This is a genomic window from Caldovatus sediminis, assembly GCF_014644455.1.
In the GTDB taxonomy this organism is placed as follows: Bacteria; Pseudomonadota; Alphaproteobacteria; order Acetobacterales; family Acetobacteraceae; genus Caldovatus; species Caldovatus sediminis.
This window is the reverse complement of record NZ_BMKS01000027.1, coordinates 1-19,399: the sequence shown is the minus strand read 5'-3', so window position 1 is coordinate 19,399 and position 19,399 is coordinate 1. Positions and strand designations below refer to the sequence as shown.

Here is a 19,399-nt window from a genome sequence, read left to right as displayed (position 1 = left end):
ACCGCGCCCGCCGACACCATCCTTGCCAAGCACCAGCGCGGGAAACGTCTGCTGGAATCGCTCCATTAGCCACGTAGGGCCTTTTGGGGAACCCAGAAGCCCTTACGGCGCCCCGGGGCGCCGCCAATCTATTGAGTTAGCTTAGATTTTGGTCGGAGCGGCGGGATTTGAACCCACGACCCCCAGTCCCCCAGACTGATGCGCTACCAGGCTGCGCTACGCTCCGGACCGCGCCCGCGGTCTAGCATCGGCCGCGTCCCGGCGCCAGTCCCGGTCGCCGGGCGAAGCCTTCACGCTTCGCTTCGCTCCCCGCCCCCGCCCTTCGCCAACGCCCGAAGCTCCCCCGCGATCGCCTCGAGCGCCTCCAGGGCCTCGCGCAGCGCCACGGTCGCCGGGTCGGCCTGTGCCGCGAGGGCCGCCGAAGCGGCCGCATCGCCGAGGGGAAGCTCGCCGTGCGGCGTCTCGGCCCCCAAGGGAGGGGAGCCGGCCGTGGCGCCGTCCCACCCGCCCTCGCGCAGCAGCCGCTGCACGCCCTTGATCGTGTAGCCCTGGGTGTAGAGCAGATCGCTGATCCGGCGCAGCAGCGCGATGTCCTCGGGCCGGTAGTAGCGCCGGCCGCCGCCGCGCTTGAGCGGCTTGAGCTGCGGGAACTTGGTTTCCCAGAACCGCAGCACATGCTGCGGGATATGAAGGTCGTCCGATACCTCGCTGATCGTGCGGAACGCAGTCGGGGCCTTCCGAGGGCGCGCGGGAAGACCGGCGTTGCCCGCCGCATCCCCGCTGCGGGCCGGCCCCGTTTCGCCGCTCACCGGGCGTCGTCCCGGCCGCCCCGCGGCAGGGGCTGGCCATTGATGCGGGCCTTGAGGACCTGACTCGGCCGGAAGGCCAGCACGCGGCGGGGCAGGATCGGCACCTCGACGCCGGTCTTCGGGTTGCGCCCGATGCGCTGGCCCTTCTGGCGCACGCTGAAGGTGCCGAAGGCGGAGATCTTCACGGGCTCGCCGGCCTCGAGCGCGGTCGCCATGCGCTCCAGCACCGTCTCGAGCAGAGCGGCGCTCTCGTTGCGCGACAATCCGACCTGGGCGTAGATCGCCTCCGCCAGATGCGCGCGGGTAACCGTGTCCATGCCCGAGCGATCCCTCGCAAGCCATTCAGCTTGCAAGAAAACCGGGATCCATGCCGCCCGTCAACGGCGTTGCGGGCGGGTCTCGTTCCGCCTCCTGGACGCTCAGCGCTCCCTCGGGCCGGTCGGGCCGGGCGCGGCCTGTTCGGTGGCGGGCAGGCCGCCGACCCGGCCGATGTTGCCGAACAGCTCCTGCAGCAGGGTCCGGTCATTCCCCGGCACCGGCGTCTCGCGCCGCACGAAGGTGATTTCCCGGTGATCGTCGGGGCCGAGCTCGCGGATCCCGCTCACCGTGCCCGAGGCGTCGAAGCTGATCACCACCACCCGCTGGTCGCTCTGCCCGAGTCGGCGGCCAGGCCGCTGCCGGGTGACGGCACTGATGTAGTACCATTCGCGATCGTCGAAGGTGCTGCGCGCGCTGGGCGAGCCGAGCAGCGCCTGCACGTCCTGACGGGTCTGCACGCCGGGGGTGATCTGCGCGAGATCCTCCGGCGCCACGCGATTGCCGCGCTGTACCGGCGGCGCCTGGAAGAACGAACAGCCGGCGAGCAACAGCAGCGCCAGCGCCGCGGCGCCGCTCCGCGGCAGGGCGGCGGCGAGGGTGCGCCGGCGGCGGCGCGGCACGGCGTTGACCGGTCGAGGATCGCGGGCCATGTCAGCGCGATGCCATCGCCCCGCCGCGGCGTCAACCGGCCGCCGCGGAGGGGGCCGGATGTCCGCGCCGGCCGACCGGACGGGCGCATGCCGCCCGACCGCCGGCGGCCGGCCAGAGGCCGGCGGCTGGCCAGAGGAAGGGAGTGCCCGCGAGCGTGCCCCGACGGATCGTCGAACGGCTGGCCGGCTGGCTCGAGCGGCGCCGGCCGCATGAGCGGGCCGGCTTCGCGCTCTACGGCGCCGCGGTGGCGGCGGCGCGCTCGCCGGTGCTGTTCGGTCCCGGCTACGCCGCGCCCGACACGCTCGACGGACGCTTCGACCTGGTCGGGCTGCACGCCGCCCTGCTGATCCGCCGGCTGCGCCGCGACCCCGACCCGCGCGGCCCGGCGCTCGCCCAGGCGGTGTTCGACGCGATGTTCTCCGACATGGACCAGACGCTGCGCGAGATGGGGGTCGGCGACCTCGTCGTCGGCAAGCGGGTGCGCCGCATGTGGGAGGCGTTCCACGGCCGCGCCCGCGCCTACGAGGCCGCGCTCGACGCCGGGGACGAGACTGCCCTCGCTCGGGCCCTCGTCCGCAACGTCTGGCGCGGCGCGGCGCCGGGAAGCGGGCCGGACGGCACGCCGGGCGCGCCGGCGCTGCGCCTCGCGGCCTATGCGCGCGCGGTGGACGCGGCACTCGCGCGCCAGCCGCTCGCGGCGCTGGCCGCCGGGGAGGTGGCCTTCCCGCCGGCCGCCGCCGATCCCGCGGAAACGGAGCCCGCCGATGCCGGTGCGCCCTGAGTTCTCCCGCCCGCTGCGCGCCGACCGGATCGGCGCCGAGGGCCGGACCGAGCATCTGCTGGCAAGCCCGGCCGAGCGCGAGGCGCTGGCCCGGCGCTTCGGGATCGAGTCGGTGGACCGGCTGGAGGCCGAGGTGACGCTGCGCCGCGAGGCGGGCGGCCGGATCTCCGCCCGCGGCCGGCTGTCGGCGAATGTCGTCCAGGCCTGCGTGATCTCGCTCGAGCCGGTGCCGCAGCATGTGGAGGAGCCGGTGGACCTGCGCTTCGTGCCGGCCGCCGACGCCGCCCTGGCCGAGGCCACGGGCGAGGAGGAAGCGCCGCAGGCGCCCGATGTCGTGCCGATGGACCCGGGCGGCACCTTCGACCTCGGCGAGGCGCTGGCCCAGCAGCTCGCCCTCGCCCTCGAACCCTATCCGCGCGCGGAGGGCGCCACCCTGCCGCGCCTCGACGCGGCCGGAGGCGAGCCGGCGGCGAAGCCCGCGGCGGGCGGCGCGGCGTCCCATCCCTTCGCGGACCTGGAGCGGATGCGCCGCACCGGCAGGCGATGAGCGCAAGGGGCGCATCGCGCGCGAATCGGCCGCCGCTCTGCTTGCGCCCCCCGAGGTGCGGTGGTAATGCCCGCCCCTCCCGACAGAACTGGCTTGCTTTGATCGAAAGAGGCCCGGCGCCATGGCCGTCCCGAAGAAGAAGGTTTCGCCCTCCCGGCGCGGCATGCGTCGGAGCCACGAGGCCCTGTCCAAGCCGACCTACAACGAGTGCTCGAACTGCGGCGAGCTGAAGCGCCCGCACCACGTCTGCCCCTCCTGCGGGCATTACGACGGGCGCGAGGTGGCGCCTGCCGGCGATGCGCTGAAATCCGCCGTCCACACCTGACGGCGCGCCGCGCCGCCGCCACCGCGCCGGGATCCCGCATCGCCGTGCCGCCCGCCCCGCCCCGCCCAGGCCAGGCCGCAGCCGCCGCCCAGGCGGCGAGCCGCTTCGCGCTCGCGGTGGACGCGATGGGCGGCGACGGCGCGCCGGAGGCGATCCTCGACGGGGTCGAACTCGCGGCGGAGCGGCACCCGAACGCGCGCTTCCTCCTGATCGGCGACGAGGCGCGGGTCGGCCCCGCGCTGGCGCGCCGGCGGCGCGCCGCGGCCGCCTGCACCCTGCGCCACGCGCCCGACGTGATCGGCGGCGAGATCAAGCCGACGCTCGCGCTGCGCATGCGCAACTCCTCGATGCGGCTCGCGATCGACGCCGTCGCCTCCGGTGAGGCGGGCGGCGTCGTCTCGGCCGGCAACACCGGGGCGCTGATGGCGCTCGCCAAGATCGTGGTGAAGACGCTGCCGGAGATAGACCGCCCGGCGCTCGCCGCGATCGGGCCCTCGGCGCGCGGCGACGTGGTGCTGCTCGACCTCGGCGCCAACGTGCAGTGCGACACGCGCAACCTGGTCGAGTTCGCGGTGATGGGCGACGCCTTCGCCCGCGCCGTGCTCGGCCTGACCGCGCCGACCATCGGCCTGCTCAACGTCGGCACCGAGGAGATGAAGGGCGACGAGCGGCTGCGCCAGGCCGCCGAGGTGCTGCGCGAGTCGCACATCGGCCCCAATTTCCGCGGCTTCGTCGAGGGCAACGACATCACCGCCGGCACGGTGGACGTGATCGTCACCGACGGCTTCACCGGCAACATCGCGCTCAAGACCGGGGAGGGCGCGCTCAAGCTGATGCGCGACCTGCTGCGCCAGGTGTTCACCTCCTCGATGCCGGCGCGGCTCGGCTACCTGCTCGCGCGCCCCGCCCTCGACCGGCTGCGCGAGTGGATGGACCCGCGCCGCTACAACGGCGCGATCCTGCTCGGCCTGAACGGCGTGGTGGTGAAGAGCCACGGCAGCGCCGACGCGCTCGGCTTCGCCCACGCCATGGACGTCGCCATGGACATGGTGACGCACGGCTTCCAGGACCGGATCCGCGAGGGGCTCGCCCGCCTCTCCCCGGCCGCCGCGCCGCCCCCCATCGAACCGCCCCGCCTCGCCTCGGCCGGCGCCGGGCGCTGAGAGACGATCGCACCATGCCGACACGCGCGCTGATCGCCGGCTGCGGCGGCTACCTGCCGGAGCGGGTGGTCACCAACGACGAGCTGGCCCGCCTCCACGGGCTCGACACCTCGGACGCCTGGATCGTCGAGCGCACCGGCATCCGCCAGCGCCACTTCGCCGCCGAGGGCGAGACGGCCTCCGACATGGGCGCCGCCGCGGCGCGCGAGGCGCTCGCCCGCGCCGGCGCCAAGCCGGACGAGGTGGACGCCATCGTCGTCGCCACCTCCACGCCCGATTCCGGCTTCCCCAGCACGGCGGTGCGCATCCAGGCCAAGATCGGCGCCACGCGCGGCTTCGGCTTCGACCTCTCCGCCGCCTGCACGGGCTTCGTCTATGGGCTCGGCGTCGCCGACGCGATGATCCGCGCGGGGCAGGTGCGCTCCGTGCTCGTGATCGGCACCGAGGTCTATTCGCGCATCCTCGACTGGACCGATCGCGGCACCTGCGTGCTGTTCGGCGACGGCGCCGGGGCGGTGCTGCTGCGCGCGGCCGACGGGCGCGGCACGCCGTCCGACCACGGCATCCTCTCGACCCACCTGCATTCGGACGGCCGCTTCGGCGACATCCTGCACATCGACGGCGGCCCCGGCTCCAACGCCAGGCACGGCCTGCTGCGCATGGCGGGGCGCGAGGTGTTCCGCCACGCCGTCGCCAAGCTCGCCGCCGCGGTGGACGAGGCGCTGGCCGCGAACGGCCTCGGCCACAACGACGTCAACTGGCTGGTGCCGCACCAGGCCAACCGCCGCATCATCGAGGCGATGGGCAAGAAGCTCCACATGGAGCCCGACCGCGTGGTGCTGACCGTGGACCGCCACGCCAACACCTCCGCCGCCTCCATCCCGCTGGCGCTGGCCGAGGCGGTCGGCGACGGCCGCATCCGCCGCGGCGACCTGGTGCTGATGGAGGCGATCGGCGGCGGGCTGACCTGGGGCGCGGCGCTGGCCCGGTACTGATCAGGCCGGGTCAGGCCGACGCACCCGTTCGGCCGGGACGCGCGCGCCCCTGCCCGCGTCCCCGCACGGGGTTGACCGCACCGCTCGAAGCCCTGTCCGCGCTCTGGACCGGGACCGCGCAGGGCTTCGATGTGCTTGGCGCGCTGCCGCGACCGCCAGGACGTTCCTGGACGTCTCGGGACAGGCGCCGCGCAGTGGGGCGGCTGCGTAGCGGGGGGCGCAACCGGATCGGGAAGCCGTCGCATCCGCCTGCCCGGACGCCAACGACGCATCCGGCGGGCAGGAGCCCAGCCGCGGGGGCGATGACCATTGCGGCGCCGGCAACGTTGCCCATACCATCCTCGCCGACGCCGAAAAGCTTCGGGACAAGTCGAACGACAAGGCGATTGCGGAGGAGAGGCATGTCCGGAATCGCGGGCGACGCCGCCAAGGACCTCGGCAACTGGGGGAGCGTCTTCGGCATCGGGGCGGCGATCTCCGACACGCTCATCGGCGACGCGACGCAGATCGGCGTCAAGGATATCGCGGGAGAATCGATAAAAATAGGTGCGGTGGGGATCGGCGGCAGCGTTCTGTTCACCGGACTTGACGTATTGATGACGGCGGCCGGCAAGAAGAAATACTTCATGAATCCCTATTTCGTTGCAAATGGGTTTTACGACATCGAGTCGCCAAACACGCGGCGCTATTTCAAATGGCGAAAAGGGAAGAAGATAGCCGGCTCCATCCTGTCCGGCGTCGGTTCTATCGCGGCGACCTTCACCACGGTGAACCTGGGAGGCATCGCCCGGCATGGCCGCTCGGTCGCCAATACGATCGAACATATGGTCGCGTTCAAGAACGAAGCAAAAAAGATTCCGCACAGCAAGTTTTTCCAGGACATCGTTGATGTCATGTTCAAATGCAAGTTGATCAAACTCGTTTCGCGCGGCGGCGCGCTGACCGCCGATTCGATTCCCGGCTGCGCAATCGCCAGCGCTGCGATCTCCGGACTCACCGGGATCAGCGCAAACATAGCGCTCAGCCGCCTCAACAACGACAACCTGGTGACCATCACCGCCTGCAATCTGCACTGGCGTGCGTTCCAGGAGATGCAGGTCCTGTCGGCGCAGAGAGCGCTCGGCCCCGGCTCTGGCCCGGCGATGCGCCTCGTGGACAGGCTCTACCACGGCCTTGCGAGCGAGAACCGCTGGTTCGGCGTGCAACCGGTGGACTTCATCCGTGAGCCCTGCGGCTGGATGGTGATCAACGACAAGCTGAACCTGCTCTAACGGCCGGGCGCCGTCACGGCCAGGCTCGCCGTACGGGCGGGTGACGACGGGGCCGGGAGGCGCCGGCCTCTTCCCCCGTCAAGGACCGCTCCGACGCGGAGTCGATATCGCCGGTCAGCCAGGCCTCGCGCCTCGCGTCGCGGCGTGTGCCCGGTCGCGTGCGTCGCCAGCCAGCGAATGCTTCAGCCCGCCACCGCCTGGCGCACCCATTCCGCCCAGGCGAGCGTCCGCGCGTCCTCCCCCGCGCGCCCGACGATCTGCACGCCGAGCGGCAGGCCGCGCGGCCCGGTGCCGGCCGGCACCGTCACGCAGGGCACGCCGAGCGCGGTCCACAGCGCGTTGAACACGGGATCGCCGGTCCAGCCGAGGCCTTCCGGCGCCTCGCCCGGCGCGCTCGGCGTCAGCACGGCGTCGAAGCCCTCGATCGCCGCCGGGAAGGCGGCCCGCGCGGCGGCGAAGGCGGCGCGGCCCTCGTCGAGCGCGGCGGGCGGCTGCGACAGCGCCCAGTCCATCCGCTCGCGCAGCTCCGCGGAGAGCTGGGCGCGCGCCTCGTCCAGCTCCCAGGCGAGCGCCTGGGCCGTCTCCATGTTCATCACGTGGCCATGCAGGTCGAGCGCGCGGGCGACGACGGGCGGCATCTCGCGCGGCTCGACCGCCGCGCCGGCGCGGCGGCAGGCCTCCGCGGCGCGCTCGAGCAGCGCCCGCGTCTCCGGCGCCGCGCGATCCGCCGCCGGACCGAGGCAGAGGGCGAGGCGCGGCGGGCGCGCCGGCCTCGCCTCCGGATCGCCGAGGTCGCGGCCCGTCATCGCGCCCACCGCCAGCGCGCAGTCGGCGACGCTGCGCGCGATCACGCCGATGGTGTCGAGCGACTCGCTCATCACCTTCATGCCGGCGCGGTGGATCGTGCCGAGGCTCGGCTTGTAGCCGACGACGCCGCAGAAGGCCGCGGGGCGGACGATGCTGCCCGCGGTCTGGGTGCCGAAGGCGAGCGGGAAGAACCCCGCCGCCACGCCGGCCGCCGAGCCGGAGGAGGAGCCGCCCGGCGTGTGCCGCGCATTGTGCGGGTTGGCGGTCGGCCCCGGGTGGCGGGTCGCGAACTCGGTGGTGACGGTCTTGCCGATGACGACCGCCCCCGCGCGGCGCGCCAGCGCCACCGCCGCGGCGTCGGCGCGCGGCCGGTGCCCGGCCCAGGCCGGCGAGCCGTACTGCGAGGGCATGTCGGCGGTGTCGATCACGTCCTTGACGCCGAGCGGCAGGCCGGCGAGCGGCCTGTCCGCGAGCCCCGCACGGTCGGCCCGCTCCGCCGCGCGGCGCGCCGCGGCGGGATCGAGCCAGGCGAAGGCCCGGATCTCCGGTTCGCGCCGCGCGATGCGGTCGAGGCAGGCCTCCATCAGGGCGGCGGCGGAGAGGCGGCCGGCGCGGATGCGGCGGGCGGCCTCGGCGGCGGAGAGGTCGGCGGCGTCAGTCATGGGGGCCAAGCCTGCGCCGCGGCGCGGGAAGGTCAAGCGCCCGATGCGCCCCTGCCGCGGCGGAAGCCGGACGGGAACGATCCCCGCGCCCGCTGTCCCCGGCCGACGAGGCCGGCCGCAACAGGCGCCAGGCGCAGGGCTGCCGCGCGTTCGTTCCGCAGGCGCCCTCTGGCGCCGCAGCGGGCGGGGCGTCAGAGTCGCGCGATGCCCGAGACCATCCGAGTGGCGCGTGCGCCGCACGGCGCCCTCGCCTATCTCGTCGCCCTCCCGCCCGAGCGCCTGCCGCCGGTGCCGCCGCACGAGCTGCTGCGTGCCTGGGACGCCGCGCGCGAGGCGGCGATGGCGCGGCTCTGGGGTCCGCCGCGCATGCTGCTGTTCCGGCGCCCCGCCGGCGGCGCGGCGCAGGCGGAAGGCGGCGAGACGACGGAGATCGCCATCGCCGACCGCGACGCCCGCTGCTGGGCCGAGGCCGTGGATCGCCTGGTCGGGCTGGACAGCCTCCGCGGCCTCGCCCTGTGCCTGCGGCTGCTTGCCCTCGTCGAGGTGATGACCCGCGCCGACTGGCTGTCCGGGCTGTTCGACGTGACGCCGGGCGGGCGCGGGATCGAACTGCACCCGTCGCTGCTCGCCGCCGCGGCGCGCCAGCCGCTCGACTCGACGGCGCGGTTCGACGAGGCGGGGCTGGCACGCCTATTGTCGCGCACACTGCCTTCCCCGCCCGCCGGAGTATCCGCTGCATGAGCCGAGTCGCCGTTTCCCCGATCGCCGCCCTGCTCCTCCTGGCGGCCTGCGCGCCCGTCGCGCCCGCGCCGCCGGTTTCGGTCACCGGGCGCGTGACGCCGCCGCGTACCGTCGGACCGGCCGGCGAGCCGCTGTCGCGCGACGCGCTCGTCGCGGCCTGCCGGCGGGAGGCGGAACGTGTCGTGCTCTACCGCGACCGCGGACAGGAGATGCGGATCGACGAGGGGCAGAGCCGCGTCGGCGTGCAGGCCAGCATCCCGACGATCCGCGCCGAGACCGACCGCCTCGCCCAGCAGTTCGAACGCGACCGCCTGACCGAGGAATGCGTGCGCCGGCACCTCGGCGAGGACCCGCTCAGCCGCGGCGGGGCGGCCGCGGTGCCCGCGCCGGCGCCGACGCCGGGCCGCACGACGGGGGGCGGATCCTGAGCGCCGCGCGGCCGCGATGGCCGCGCTCGGCTCCCCCCCGCGGTTCGCCGCGCTCACCAGGGCGCTGTCGCACCGCAACTCGCAGATCTTCTTCGCCTCCTCCCTGCTCGCCTGGATCGGACTCTGGCTGCACCGCATCGCGGTGATCTGGCTGGCATGGGAGATCACGGGCAGCGCCTCCTGGGTCGGCCTGGTGGCGTTCTGCGACCTGATCCCGGCGGCGGTGGTCAGCCCGCTCGCCGGCGCCATCGCCGACCGCGTGGACCGGGTGAAGCTCACCATGCTCACGCAGATCGGCATCGCGACGCAGGCGGCGGCGCTCGGCGCGCTCGCCTGGACCGGGAATCTCGGCATCGTCGCGCTGCTCGTCTTCGAGCTGGTCAACGGCACCGCGCACAGCTTCGCGCAGCCGTCGCGGCAGACGCTGGTGCCGGCGATCGTGCCGCCGGCCGACCTGCCGGCGGCGGTGGCGCTGAACAGCCTGTGCTTCAATGTCGCCCGCTTCGTCGGCCCGGCGATCGCGGGACCGCTGATCGCGTTCTACGGTCCCGCGCCGGCGATCTTCCTCAACACGCTCGCCTACGTGGTGGCGACGCTGACCATGCCGCTGCTCGTCCTGGCGCAGGCGGAGCGGCGGGGGCACTCGGGCCGCGGCAGCCTGCTCGGCGACGTCGTGGCGGGGCTGCGCTACGCGGCACGGCATCCGGGACTCGGCCCGATCCTCGCCCTCGCCGCGGCGATCTCGCTGCTCGCGCGCGGGGTACAGGAGATCCTGCCGCCCTATGTCGAGCGGCTGTTCGGCCGGGGCGTCGAGGGGCTGGCGGTGCTGACCGGGGCGTTCGGCGTGGGCGCCCTGATCGCCGGCGTGCTGCTCGCCACGCGCGGTCGTCTGGCCGGGACGACCCGGCTCTCCAACTACGCCATCGCCGGGCAGGGCATGGCGCTGGCGGGGTTCGTGGCGACCGGCTGGTTCCCCTTCGCCGTGCTCTGCGCCGGCCTGCTCGGTGCCGCCTCCTCGGTGCACGGCATCGCGGTGCAGACCCTGGCGCAGAGCGCCTCGGACCCGGCCATGCGCGGACGGATCCTGAGTCTCTGGGGCCTCATCGTGCGGGTCTTTCCTGCGCTCGGGGCGCTGCTCCTCGGCCTGCTCGCCGAGGCCTTCGGGCTGCGCTGGCCGACGATCGCGGCGGCGCTGCTCGCGCTCGTCGTGTTCGCCTGGGGCATGGCGCGCCAGCCGCGCATGGCGGCGGCGCTGGAGGGGACTCCGGCGCAGGACCCCAAGGGATAAGGGGAGCGAGGAATGCTCGACGCCGCGATCATTGGCACGGGCCACGGGGGACACACGCTGGTCGAGAGCGTGCAGGGGAGGAACGACGCCGGCCTCCGCTTCGCCGCCGGCTGCACCGGCCGGAGCGCGCGCGCGACCGGGCCGCGCGACAGGGCATCCGGCTGCACGCGGGCTACGAGGCGGTGCTCGCCGACCCGGCGGTGAAGGCGGTCGTGCTCGCCACGCCGCACCGCCAGCACGCGGGGCAAGTCGTCGCCGCCGCGCGGGCCGGCAAGCACGTCTTCGTCGAGAAGCCCTTCACCCTGAGCAAGGCGAGCGCCGAGGCCGCGGCCGCGGCGTGCCGCGAGGCCGGCGTGGTGCTCGCGCTCGGCCACAACCGCCGCTTCCTGCCGGCGACGGCGGAGATGCGCCGGATGGTCGCCGAGGGGGCGCTCGGGCGCCTGCTGCACGCGGAGGGCAACATGAGCGGGCCCGGCGCGCTCGGCTACGCGCCGGAGTCCTGGCGCAGCGACCGCGAGGAGAGCCCGCTCGGCGGCATGGGCGGCATGGGCATCCGCATGGTGGACATGCTGATCCACCTGATGGGGCCCTTGGCCAGCGTCAGCGTTGCCGCCGCGCGCCAGGTGCTGCCGGGCCTCGACGACACGACGGCGATGCTCGGGCGCTTCGCCTCGGGTGCCACCTGCACCTTCGCCACCCTCGCCGCGGTGCCGCGGCACTGGCGGGTGACGTTGTTCGGCACCCGCGAGAACCTGGAGATGGACGGGCAGGACCGGCTGCGCTTCACGCCGCTCGAGGGCGAGGGCTGGGTGCGCGAATTCGCGAAGGCCGACATCGAGCACGCGGAACTCGCGGCCTTCGCCGCGGCCGTCGCGGACGGGCCGGCCTGCCCGCTGCCGCTCGAGGAGGCGATCCACGGCGTCGCCGTGTTCGAGGCGATGATCGGCGCGGCGGCCTCGGGCGGGACCTACGCGGTGGCCTAGCCCGGGGCGCGGGCGCGCCGCGTGCATGGCGGGGCCGGCGGCATCGCCGGGCCTCCCGCCGATTCGCGCTGCGCGAAAACGCGCCATGCGGTAAGGAGGCGCCCATGCGCATCGCCATCGCCGGCCGGCGCCGCTTCGTCCTTGCCTGCGCCGCCCTGGGCGGCCCGTCCCTGCTGGCCGCCGCCGGACCGGCGCGCGCCTTCCGGCGCGAGCCGCTCGCCGCCGCGGACCAGGCCGCCTACGCCGCAGAGGGTTGCCCCTCGCCCGAGGGGCTGCACGCGGCGCTGCGCGACGAACTGGCGGCGGCGCTCGGCGACGGCGTGCGCTCGCCCCTGGCCGAGGCGCAGTTGCGGCAGAGGATCGAGGCCCTCGCCCGCTGCCCCTGGTGCGGCTGCCCCGTGCTCGGCGCCGCCGACCACGGCGAGGGAGAGGCCGACCCGCCCGGCCCGCCTGCCGCACCGCCGCACGGCTGAACGCCGGCGCGGCTCGGAAGCCCGACGCGCTGCGCCGCACGCGACGAGGATTCGCGCCGCCGACGCGCAGGCCTGCGCCGCCCGTCGCCGGATTCCGCGGGGCAAGCGGCGGCGCGGCTTGCCGCTGCCCCCGGCCCCGGCCTAGAAGCGGCTGCGGCTGCCGCAACGGAGGAAACGCGCGCGCATGGCCAAGATCACCCGCCACAACTCCAACCCGATCCTCTCGACCGCGGTCGAGTACCACAATTTCGTCTTCCTCTCCGGCATCACCGCCGACGACCTGTCGCAGGACATCACCGGCCAGACCAAGCAGGTGCTGGCGAAGATCGACGCGGCGCTGGAGGCGCAGGGCACCGACAAGACGCGCCTGCTCAGCGCGCAGATCTGGGTCAAGGACATCCGCGACCGCGAGGCGATGAACAAGGAGTGGATCGCTTGGCTCCCGCCGGGCGGCCAGCCTGCGCGCGCCTGCGTGGAAGCGAACCTGGCCAGTCCGCGGCATCTCGTGGAGATCATGATCGTCGCGTGCCGCTGATTCGGCGTCGTGTCCGGAGGCGGCGGGGCGCGAGTCTCGCCGCTCTTTCTTTTGCGAAATTTCTTGTTGCATTCCCGCCACCACACCGTGGCGTGCCCCAATTCCGCCATCATGCATAGGACCCTGGTCCGCGATCGGGCGCATATCCACAGGGGCTTCACGCAAATCACAGAGCATTACGGCCGGTAACGACGACCGGGGTTGTCCTCCCTCAATGCGCGCCGGTAACGCGTTCGTCAGCGAGGCCGATCTCGGCCTCGCGACGGGGTGGCAACGAAGGGGGTCTCATGCGGGCGTCGCGCGTGGGGGCGGCATTTGTCGTGCTGTTGGGCGGCGCTGCCTGTGCGGCCGCCCTCTCTCCAGCCGAGGCGCGCAGCGGGGAGCGTCAGGGAGCACGCCAGCAGGTCGCGGCCCGCGCGGCGGCGCCGATCGCGGCCGCACGGTCGCAGCCGACGGAGCGGGACACGGCACGGCAGGGCTCGCGGGCAGCAGGCGCGCCGTCCTCGATCCTGCGGCCGGCGGTGCTGGTCGCGCCGCAGCCCGATGCGCAGGGGCGCGGCGCGGCGACGCGAAGCGGGAGCGGAATCTCCTGCGTCCCCTATGCGCGGCAGGTGAGCGGGATCGAGATCTTCGGCAATGGGCGCGAGTGGTGGCACAACGCCGCCGGCCTGTACGAGCGCGGGAGCGCGCCGGAGGTCGGCTCGGTGCTGGCGTTTCCGGCCTCCGGCAGCATGCGCCTCGGCCATGTCTCGGTGGTCAGCCGCGTGGTCTCGGGGCGGGAGATCCTGGTGGACCATGCCAATTGGGGAGGGCCGGGCATCCGCCGCGGCACGGTCATGCGCGGGGTCAGCGTGATCGACGTCTCGCCCGGCAACGACTGGACGCAGGTGCGCGTGCAGGCGGGCTGGAGCGCCGGCACCTATGGCCGCGTCTATCCGGCCTACGGATTCATCTACAACCGGCCCGATCCGACCGCCGGTACCCTGCTTGCCGGGCGCAGCCGAGGGGGACCGCACCTCGCGAGCACGGCAGCGCCGTCCGGCAGGGCGCGGCAGGAACGCGTGGAGCTGGCGGAACAGCCGACGGGCGGCGACGCCTCGCCACACGCCCGCGGCCATCTGGACCTCTCGATCCGCATCCTCGAGGCGTCCGTGGCGCGCTGATCCGTTCCGGATGGTGGCATCGGCGGGCGACGGCGCGGGGGCACCGATGCCGATCGTCCCCGAGGGAAGCCGACGCCCGCGTCAGGCCGCAGCCTGCGCCGTCATCTCCCCGCTGCGGTCCCAGAGATTGGGGACGAAGGCGTTGCTGTAGCCGGAGACGAAGCGGCTCCGCCGTCCCGTCGCCGGGTCGAAGACGCTGCGCGTCACCGCGCCGATATTGGCGCCGTAGGCGTGGATGCTGATGCTCGGCCGGTCGGCGAGCGCGTTCCGCACCGTGTGGATGTCGGAGAAGCTCGGGCTGACCGCGACGACCTTGCCGGGGCGCAGGCGGTCCACCCGGCCGGGACGCATCGGGCCCTCGCCGGAGGGGTCGGGCAGCATCTCGGTCGAGATCTCCTCGCCGCGCAGCATGCCGACCAGGCCCCAGACCGTGTGGTCGTGCACCGGGGTGCCCTGCCCCGGCCCCCAGACGAAGCAGACGACGGAAAAGCGTTCGAGCGGGTCGCAGTGGAGCAGGACCTGACGGTAGGTCGGGCCGTGCTGGGCGCACTCCTCCGGCAGCCAGTCGTCGCGCGCGACGAGGGCGGCGAGCAGGTCGCGCCCCTCGGACAGCCAGCGCGCCTCCGGGGCGCGGGCATCGGCGAGCCGGGTCATGGCCTGGACGAAATCCCGCAGCGGGGCGATGTCGGGCATGCGGAGAATCCTCCCTCCCTGCGTTCTCCCTTGGCAGTGCATGCTACGACCCCGGGGCGCGGGAGCAAACCATCGCTCCGGAGGGGCAAGGAGGGTCCCATGCGGCAAGGATCGCCCCGGGCCGGCCCGGACCGGCTGATGCTCGCCCCCGCAGGCGCGGTCCCGAACAACCCGCGCCTGCCGGTGCTGCTGCACCGCGGCGCCCTGGCGGCGGAGGGGGACCGGGCGGCGGCGGCGGAGGCGCTGTTCGCCCGGCACGGCTGGCCGCCCGCCTGGCGGGACGGCATCTACCGCCACCACCACTACCACCCGGAGGCGCACGAGGCGCTGGCGATCGCCGCCGGGCGGGTGCGGGTGCAGCTCGGCGGCGAGGGCGGGCCGGTGCTCGACCTCGCGGCGGGAGACGTGGTGGTGCTGCCGGCCGGCACCGGGCACCGGAATCTCGGCGCCAGCCCGGACCTGCTGGTCGTCGGCGCCTATCCGCCGGGGCAGCGCGTGCGCGCGTTCACGGGAAGGCCCGGCGAGCGGGAGGAGGCGGCGCGGACCATCCCGCGCACGCCCGATCCGCCCTGCGATCCGGTGACCGGCGGCCCATACCCGGCGGCCGGCTGATGCGCCGCGCCCTGCCCGGCCGGCGCGCCGCTACGCCGCCTCGGCCGTCAGCACGATGCGCCCGACCACCTTGCCGTCGCGCAGGCGCATCAGCGCGTCGTTGGCCATGGGCAGCGGTTCCTGGGTGATCGGGATCGGCGGCAGCTTGCCGGACTTGGCGATGTCCACCAGCGCGCGCAGCTCCTTCGGGTTGCCGACGTAGCTGCCCTGGATGGTCAGCGCCCGGATCGGCATCAGCGGCAGCGGGATCGAGAGCTCGCCGCCGAACAGCCCGACCTGCACCAGCTTGCCGCCCTTGCGCAGTGAATCGAAGGCGGCGCGGGCGGAGGCGGTGCCGTTCACCAGGTCGATCACCGCCGCGACCGGGCCGCCGCAGGTGGTGATGATGCGCTTCGCCGTGTCCTCGCCCTGCGCCAGCACGACGTCGGAGGCGCCCTCCGTCTTCGCCGCCTCCAGCTTCTCCGCGCTGACGTCCACCGAGACGATGCGCCGGTGCCCCATCGCGCGGAGGATGGCGATGGCGTTGAGGCCGAGCCCGCCGGCGCCAACCAGCACGATCGGCTCGTCGGGCGGCATCGGCATCACCTTGTTGATGGCGCTGTACACCGTGACGCCGGAGCAGGCGTAGGTGGCGGCGAGCGCGGGATCGAGGCCCTCGATGTCGATCAGGTGGCGCGGCGCCGGCGCCAGCACATGCGTCGCGTAGCCGCCGTGCTGGTAGACGCCGAGCGAGCGCGGCTGGAGGCACATGTTGTCCTCCTCCGCGAGGCACCTGTCGCACTTGCCGCAGCCGACCCAGGGGAAGACGAGCTTGGTCTGGCCGACCCTGAGCCCCTTTCCTTCCGCCTCCGGTCCCCATTTCAGCACCTTGCCGACGATCTCGTGGCCCATCGCCAGCGGCAGGGTCACGCCGCGGTCGGTGAGGCGCATCTTGCCGCGGCTGCCGAGGTCGTACTCGCCCTCCCAGATGTGGATGTCGGAGTGGCAGACGCCGGCGTGGGTGACCTCCAGCAGCACCTGCTCGCCGACCGGCTCGGGGGTGGGGATCTCGATCTCCTTGAGCGGCTTTCCGCACTCGACGACGGCCCAGGCGCGCATGTTGTGGTTCCTCCGGAAGGTGGCCGGGGAGAATGGCGCAACCGCAGGGGGGGTGGTCAATGCGGCACGCGGGCGTCGGCGAGAACGGGCCGTCACAGCGGGGCGTCGGGTGCGCAGCACCTGCGCGAGCGGGGCGGGCGAGTGGATGCCGGGTGCGCGGCAGGCGCGTCGGCCGGGCGGGGCTCGTGACATGCCGGCGGGTGGAGGGGATCGGCATTCCGGACGGGGCGCGGCGGAGAGAGCACGCCGCAGGGGCGGGCAGGGCGAAGGACGAACGGAGCCCGGCGCGTCGCGCCGGCGCCGGGATGGCGCGCAGCGACCTTTCGCGATCCATGGCAGACCGGCCATGGCAGGCCGACGGCGGCCTGGAGCCCCACTACGGCGCGGGGCGATCCGAAGCGGCCGCGGCTCGCGGCAAAGCGGGACAGGCAAGAGGCCGCGGAGGCGATACGGCGGCCTCGGAGACGGATCGCGTCCCCTGGGTCGAACTGCAGCGATCACCAACACGGTCACGGGGGGCACTTGGCAAATAAGCGCTCGAAAATCTCATCATTGTGACGTAACAATCTCGCGATCACGTCAATTCCCCCGCAAGAAGGGCGCGGGATGACCGCGGCCGAACAAGCCGCAGATCTCGGCACGCCCGGCGACGGAGCGGCCGCCCCAGCCACCAAGAACGAACGAGAGGAGGACAGCATGGCGCGTGGTCCAAAGGGGCCGCCGCTGCACAAGCTGCCCGCGCACGTCCTCGAAAAGGGGCCAGGGGTGATCAACCCGCCCCACCTCCGGCCGACGGCCCTCCGGCCGATCCATGGGAATCCGTGACCGGGATCTTCTTCGCCCCGGATGCCGAAGGCGAACAGCAGCTCTGGGCCTTCGACGGCACCTCGGCTTGGATGCTGAGCGACGCGAGCTGGGACCTGGATGTCCGGTCCCTCGTCGGCTTTGCAATGCTCGACGGCGACCTGTACTTCTCCGCCTACGCCGACGGCGGCTACCCCTGTTCCGCCTCGAGGGCGGGGACGGCGCCGTGATCCGGATCGAGGGCTCGATTCCCACGGCGCCCATGGCCCCGACAGCCTCGCCGTGTTCGACGGGGTCCTGTACTTCTCCGCTTTGGTCGGCACCACGTGACGTGCTCCCCGTTTTCCTACCGCGGATAACTTGGATCCGTTCTCCGTTTGCCCCTGTTCAGGACCGTGGTGGCTCGGGCCGAGGGCGCGGAGCCCTCGCGTAGCGCAGCACCCTCGGCCCGAGCCTTCGCGAGAGCGCTGCGTCTGGCAAACTCTTCCGGCGTCCGGCCGCCAAGACTGCCGTGCGGCCGGACACGGTTGTAGTCCTCCCGCCAGGCCTCGATCAGCCGACGCGCCTCCGCCAGCGAGCCGAACAGGTGCTCGTTCAGGCATTCATCCCGCAGGCGGCCGTTGAAGCTCTCCACAAACGCATTCTGCCGCGGCTTCCCAGGCGCGATGTAGTGCCACTCGACACCGCGCTCCTCCGCCCAGCGCAGGACCGCCACCGAGGTCAGCTCCGTGCCGTTATCGCTGACGATCATCGCGGGCACCCGTCGCTCGACCACCAGGCGCTCCAGCTCGCGCACCACCCGCGCGCCGCTGATCGAGGTGTCACCACCGTCGCCAGCGCCTCCCGCGTGAGGTCATCCACCACGCACAGCACTCGAAACCGCCGACCATCGGCCAGCGCGTCAGCGACGAAGTCGAGGCTCCACCGCTGGTCGGCACCCTGCGGCACGGTCATCGGCGCCCGCGTGCCAAGCGCGCGCTTGCGCCCGCCGCGTCGCCGCACCGACAACCGCTCCTCGCGATACAGCCGCCAGATGCGCTTCGGGTTCACCGCCGCGCCCTCCCGCCGCGGCAGGATCGCCAGCCGACGGTAGCCGAACCGGCGCCGTTGATTGGCCAGTTCGCGCAGCCGCTTACGCAACGCCGCGTCCCAGCCATCGGCGCGCTCATACCGGAACGCCGAGCGATCCACCCGATCAGCCTGCAGGCCGCCCGTTCGCTGTAGCCGTGCTCACGCATCACGCGCTCCACCGCCCCGAACCGCACCGCAGGCCTGATCAGTTTTTTCCCGGCAGTTCCTGCAGCACCGAATTGTCCATTACCGCCTCGGCCAGCAGCTTCTTCGCGGTTCTCGTCCTCCAGACCCTTGAGCCGCGACGCCTCTGACAGCTTCAGCCCGCCGTACTTGGCCTTCCAGTTGTAGAGCGTCTGGTCGCTGATCCCGTGCTTCCGGCACAAATCGGCCGTCGCCCGCCCCGCCTCGTGCTCCTTCAGGATCCCGAGGATCTGAACCTCCGTAAAACGGCTCCGTCGCATCGTCCTCTGCTCCTCGACGGATCCAACTTATCCATGGATGGAACCACGGGGAGCACGTCAGCCCGGCTGTCGGTCTGCGGCCGATCCGGCGCCCGGTTTGCAGGGCTGACGGCACAGGCGGTTCGCGCCGCGCCGCCGCCCCCGATGGGCGGTGCAGATTCCGACAGCCGCGACCGCCGCACGCGGTGCTTGAGGATCTTCCGGGCCGGCTCGGTCGAATGGTGGTCGGCCGCCGCAGCCGGCACGATCCTTGCCCGACCTTGACGCGGCGCGCCATCGCGGGATCGCGGCCCGGCCGCCTGCTGCGCGGCGCCGGCCCCGCCGACCCGAGCCTGCGACCGGCCGGCCGCAGAGAGGCCCCTGGCGCTGCCGGCGCCGAGATCCGCACCGCGCAGCGATGCGGGCGAGGGAGCGCCAGGGGCTTGGGCGCGAGGGGCGCAGGCAGGGCGGCCGAGCGCGGATCGCGGAACGCTGGAAACAGTCGGGAGCGCGATACCCCTCGACGAACGGCATGCGAGGGCCGCTGCAGCGAGCGCAGCCGGGCGAAAGCGGCCCTGAGCGACCCCGCGCGTCGCGCCGCGGGCGGTGGTGCCACGCCTGCGGGCACCGGCCCGGCGGGCGCGCCGGGACGTCGTGGCGCCGGCCGGTAGGTCGTGTCCCATTGCGTGGTGTAGGAGCGCGATGATCGTCGGCGGGTTGGTTCGCCGGGTCAGGCGG

The 19,399-nt window shown here is 73.7% G+C and carries 21 protein-coding genes, 1 tRNA gene and 1 pseudogene; 15 read left to right on the top strand and 8 right to left on the bottom strand.

The window, feature by feature from the left end; genetic code table 11:
• Window positions 1-149 precede the first annotated feature (149 nt).
• The 4 genes from IEX99_RS21820 to IEX99_RS21805 all read right to left on the bottom strand — a co-directional run bounded on the left by IEX99_RS21820 (window position 150) and on the right by IEX99_RS21805 (window position 1,777).
• Window positions 150-226, bottom strand: a tRNA-Pro gene (locus tag IEX99_RS21820).
• Window positions 227-290: 64 nt separating this feature from the next.
• Window positions 291-809, bottom strand: a complete 519-nt coding sequence (locus IEX99_RS21815; protein ID WP_188904275.1) for a MerR family transcriptional regulator — start codon at window positions 807-809, stop codon at window positions 291-293.
• Entirely contained in the window at window positions 806-1,126 is a 321-nt protein-coding gene (locus IEX99_RS21810; protein ID WP_188904273.1) for an integration host factor subunit alpha, read from the bottom strand. The genes IEX99_RS21815 and IEX99_RS21810 overlap by 4 nt, the downstream gene beginning before the upstream one ends.
• Before the next feature lie 102 nt (window positions 1,127-1,228).
• Window positions 1,229-1,777 (bottom strand): outer membrane protein assembly factor BamE, encoded by a 549-nt coding sequence (locus IEX99_RS21805; RefSeq protein WP_188904271.1) that lies wholly within the window; start codon window positions 1,775-1,777, stop codon window positions 1,229-1,231.
• A 155-nt stretch (window positions 1,778-1,932) separates the two neighbouring features.
• On the opposite strand from IEX99_RS21805, the gene IEX99_RS21800 reads away from it, so the two are divergent.
• From IEX99_RS21800 to IEX99_RS21775, 6 genes are all read left to right on the top strand, one after another.
• Window positions 1,933-2,559, top strand: coding sequence for a ubiquinol-cytochrome C chaperone family protein (locus IEX99_RS21800; RefSeq protein ID WP_229678213.1), 627 nt, complete (start codon window positions 1,933-1,935; stop codon window positions 2,557-2,559).
• Window positions 2,543-3,106, top strand: a complete 564-nt coding sequence (locus IEX99_RS21795) for a YceD family protein (protein WP_188904268.1) — start codon at window positions 2,543-2,545, stop codon at window positions 3,104-3,106. Before IEX99_RS21800 ends, IEX99_RS21795 begins: the two co-directional genes overlap by 17 nt.
• Window positions 3,107-3,227: 121 nt before the next feature.
• On the top strand, window positions 3,228-3,431 hold the full coding sequence (gene rpmF, locus IEX99_RS21790) for a 50S ribosomal protein L32 (protein ID WP_188904266.1): 204 nt from the start codon (window positions 3,228-3,230) through the stop codon (window positions 3,429-3,431).
• A gap of 44 nt (window positions 3,432-3,475) precedes the next feature.
• Window positions 3,476-4,594 carry a phosphate acyltransferase PlsX gene (gene plsX / locus IEX99_RS21785; RefSeq protein ID WP_268237533.1) on the top strand — a complete coding sequence of 373 codons (1,119 nt, stop codon included), beginning with the start codon at window positions 3,476-3,478 and terminating at the stop codon, window positions 4,592-4,594.
• 14 nt (window positions 4,595-4,608) lie between these two features.
• Window positions 4,609-5,589 (top strand): beta-ketoacyl-ACP synthase III, encoded by a 981-nt coding sequence (locus IEX99_RS21780; protein WP_188904264.1) that lies wholly within the window; start codon window positions 4,609-4,611, stop codon window positions 5,587-5,589.
• A gap of 401 nt (window positions 5,590-5,990) precedes the next feature.
• Window positions 5,991-6,860, top strand: a complete 870-nt coding sequence (locus IEX99_RS21775) for a hypothetical protein (protein WP_188904262.1) — start codon at window positions 5,991-5,993, stop codon at window positions 6,858-6,860.
• Window positions 6,861-7,042: 182 nt separating this feature from the next.
• Here IEX99_RS21775 and IEX99_RS21770 read toward each other — a convergent pair whose 3' ends face one another.
• A complete protein-coding gene (locus IEX99_RS21770; RefSeq protein ID WP_188904260.1) occupies window positions 7,043-8,329 on the bottom strand; it encodes an amidase in 1,287 nt (428 codons plus the stop codon).
• A 204-nt stretch (window positions 8,330-8,533) separates the two neighbouring features.
• On the opposite strand from IEX99_RS21770, the gene IEX99_RS21765 reads away from it, so the two are divergent.
• The 7 genes from IEX99_RS21765 (at window position 8,534) to IEX99_RS22740 (ending at window position 13,940) form a co-directional block, all read left to right on the top strand.
• The gene (locus IEX99_RS21765) at window positions 8,534-9,070 is read left to right on the top strand and encodes a hypothetical protein (protein WP_229678212.1); all 537 of its coding nucleotides are present in this window, start codon (window positions 8,534-8,536) and stop codon (window positions 9,068-9,070) included.
• Entirely contained in the window at window positions 9,067-9,498 is a 432-nt protein-coding gene (locus IEX99_RS21760; RefSeq protein WP_188904258.1) for a hypothetical protein, read from the top strand. Before IEX99_RS21765 ends, IEX99_RS21760 begins: the two co-directional genes overlap by 4 nt.
• A 16-nt stretch (window positions 9,499-9,514) precedes the next feature.
• Window positions 9,515-10,786 carry an MFS transporter gene (locus tag IEX99_RS21755; protein ID WP_188904256.1) on the top strand — a complete coding sequence of 424 codons (1,272 nt, stop codon included), beginning with the start codon at window positions 9,515-9,517 and terminating at the stop codon, window positions 10,784-10,786.
• Window positions 10,669-11,769: a Gfo/Idh/MocA family protein gene (locus tag IEX99_RS21750; protein WP_229678214.1), complete on the top strand. Its 1,101-nt coding sequence runs from the start codon at window positions 10,669-10,671 to the stop codon at window positions 11,767-11,769. The genes IEX99_RS21755 and IEX99_RS21750 overlap by 118 nt, the downstream gene beginning before the upstream one ends.
• Window positions 11,770-11,873: 104 nt before the next feature.
• On the top strand, window positions 11,874-12,242 hold the full coding sequence (locus IEX99_RS21745; protein ID WP_188904254.1) for a hypothetical protein: 369 nt from the start codon (window positions 11,874-11,876) through the stop codon (window positions 12,240-12,242).
• 184 nt (window positions 12,243-12,426) lie between these two features.
• Window positions 12,427-12,777, top strand: coding sequence for a RidA family protein (locus tag IEX99_RS21740; protein ID WP_188904252.1), 351 nt, complete (start codon window positions 12,427-12,429; stop codon window positions 12,775-12,777).
• Between the two features lie 287 nt (window positions 12,778-13,064).
• The gene (locus IEX99_RS22740; protein ID WP_188904250.1) at window positions 13,065-13,940 is read left to right on the top strand and encodes a CHAP domain-containing protein; all 876 of its coding nucleotides are present in this window, start codon (window positions 13,065-13,067) and stop codon (window positions 13,938-13,940) included.
• 81 nt (window positions 13,941-14,021) lie between these two features.
• On the opposite strand, the gene IEX99_RS21730 is transcribed toward IEX99_RS22740, so the two are convergent.
• Entirely contained in the window at window positions 14,022-14,633 is a 612-nt protein-coding gene (locus IEX99_RS21730) for a cysteine dioxygenase family protein (RefSeq protein WP_188904249.1), read from the bottom strand.
• Window positions 14,634-14,732: 99 nt separating this feature from the next.
• Between IEX99_RS21730 and IEX99_RS21725 the strand changes: the two genes are divergently transcribed.
• Window positions 14,733-15,245, top strand: coding sequence for a cupin domain-containing protein (locus tag IEX99_RS21725; protein ID WP_188904247.1), 513 nt, complete (start codon window positions 14,733-14,735; stop codon window positions 15,243-15,245).
• A 30-nt stretch (window positions 15,246-15,275) separates the two neighbouring features.
• Here IEX99_RS21725 and IEX99_RS21720 read toward each other — a convergent pair whose 3' ends face one another.
• Window positions 15,276-16,343 (bottom strand): alcohol dehydrogenase, encoded by a 1,068-nt coding sequence (locus IEX99_RS21720; RefSeq protein ID WP_188904245.1) that lies wholly within the window; start codon window positions 16,341-16,343, stop codon window positions 15,276-15,278.
• An 821-nt stretch (window positions 16,344-17,164) separates the two neighbouring features.
• On the opposite strand from IEX99_RS21720, the gene IEX99_RS21715 reads away from it, so the two are divergent.
• Window positions 17,165-17,377 (top strand): hypothetical protein, encoded by a 213-nt coding sequence (locus IEX99_RS21715; protein WP_188904243.1) that lies wholly within the window; start codon window positions 17,165-17,167, stop codon window positions 17,375-17,377.
• A gap of 116 nt (window positions 17,378-17,493) precedes the next feature.
• Here IEX99_RS21715 and IEX99_RS21710 read toward each other — a convergent pair.
• A pseudogene (locus tag IEX99_RS21710) lies at window positions 17,494-18,682 on the bottom strand (IS3 family transposase).
• Between the last annotated feature and the right edge of the window lie 717 nt (window positions 18,683-19,399).

Bases quoted from the DNA above. Each gene is read 5' to 3' on its own strand.
- IEX99_RS21760 (WP_188904258.1), top strand. From the start codon at position 9,067: ATGAGCCGAGTCGCCGTTTCCCCGATCGCCGCCCTGCTCCTCCTGGCG.
- IEX99_RS21720 (WP_188904245.1), bottom strand. From the start codon at position 16,343: ATGCGCGCCTGGGCCGTCGTCGAGTGCGGAAAGCCGCTCAAGGAGATC.
- IEX99_RS21775 (WP_188904262.1), top strand. From the start codon at position 5,991: ATGTCCGGAATCGCGGGCGACGCCGCCAAGGACCTCGGCAACTGGGGG.
- IEX99_RS21780 (WP_188904264.1), top strand. From the start codon at position 4,609: ATGCCGACACGCGCGCTGATCGCCGGCTGCGGCGGCTACCTGCCGGAG.
- IEX99_RS21765 (WP_229678212.1), top strand. From the start codon at position 8,534: ATGCCCGAGACCATCCGAGTGGCGCGTGCGCCGCACGGCGCCCTCGCC.
- IEX99_RS21725 (WP_188904247.1), top strand. From the start codon at position 14,733: ATGCGGCAAGGATCGCCCCGGGCCGGCCCGGACCGGCTGATGCTCGCC.
- IEX99_RS21810 (WP_188904273.1), bottom strand. From the start codon at position 1,126: ATGGACACGGTTACCCGCGCGCATCTGGCGGAGGCGATCTACGCCCAG.
- IEX99_RS21755 (WP_188904256.1), top strand. From the start codon at position 9,515: ATGGCCGCGCTCGGCTCCCCCCCGCGGTTCGCCGCGCTCACCAGGGCG.
- IEX99_RS22740 (WP_188904250.1), top strand. From the start codon at position 13,065: ATGCGGGCGTCGCGCGTGGGGGCGGCATTTGTCGTGCTGTTGGGCGGC.
- IEX99_RS21770 (WP_188904260.1), bottom strand. From the start codon at position 8,329: ATGACTGACGCCGCCGACCTCTCCGCCGCCGAGGCCGCCCGCCGCATC.
- rpmF (WP_188904266.1), top strand. From the start codon at position 3,228: ATGGCCGTCCCGAAGAAGAAGGTTTCGCCCTCCCGGCGCGGCATGCGT.
- IEX99_RS21730 (WP_188904249.1), bottom strand. From the start codon at position 14,633: ATGCCCGACATCGCCCCGCTGCGGGATTTCGTCCAGGCCATGACCCGG.
- IEX99_RS21805 (WP_188904271.1), bottom strand. From the start codon at position 1,777: ATGGCCCGCGATCCTCGACCGGTCAACGCCGTGCCGCGCCGCCGCCGG.
- IEX99_RS21745 (WP_188904254.1), top strand. From the start codon at position 11,874: ATGCGCATCGCCATCGCCGGCCGGCGCCGCTTCGTCCTTGCCTGCGCC.
- IEX99_RS21740 (WP_188904252.1), top strand. From the start codon at position 12,427: ATGGCCAAGATCACCCGCCACAACTCCAACCCGATCCTCTCGACCGCG.
- IEX99_RS21795 (WP_188904268.1), top strand. From the start codon at position 2,543: ATGCCGGTGCGCCCTGAGTTCTCCCGCCCGCTGCGCGCCGACCGGATC.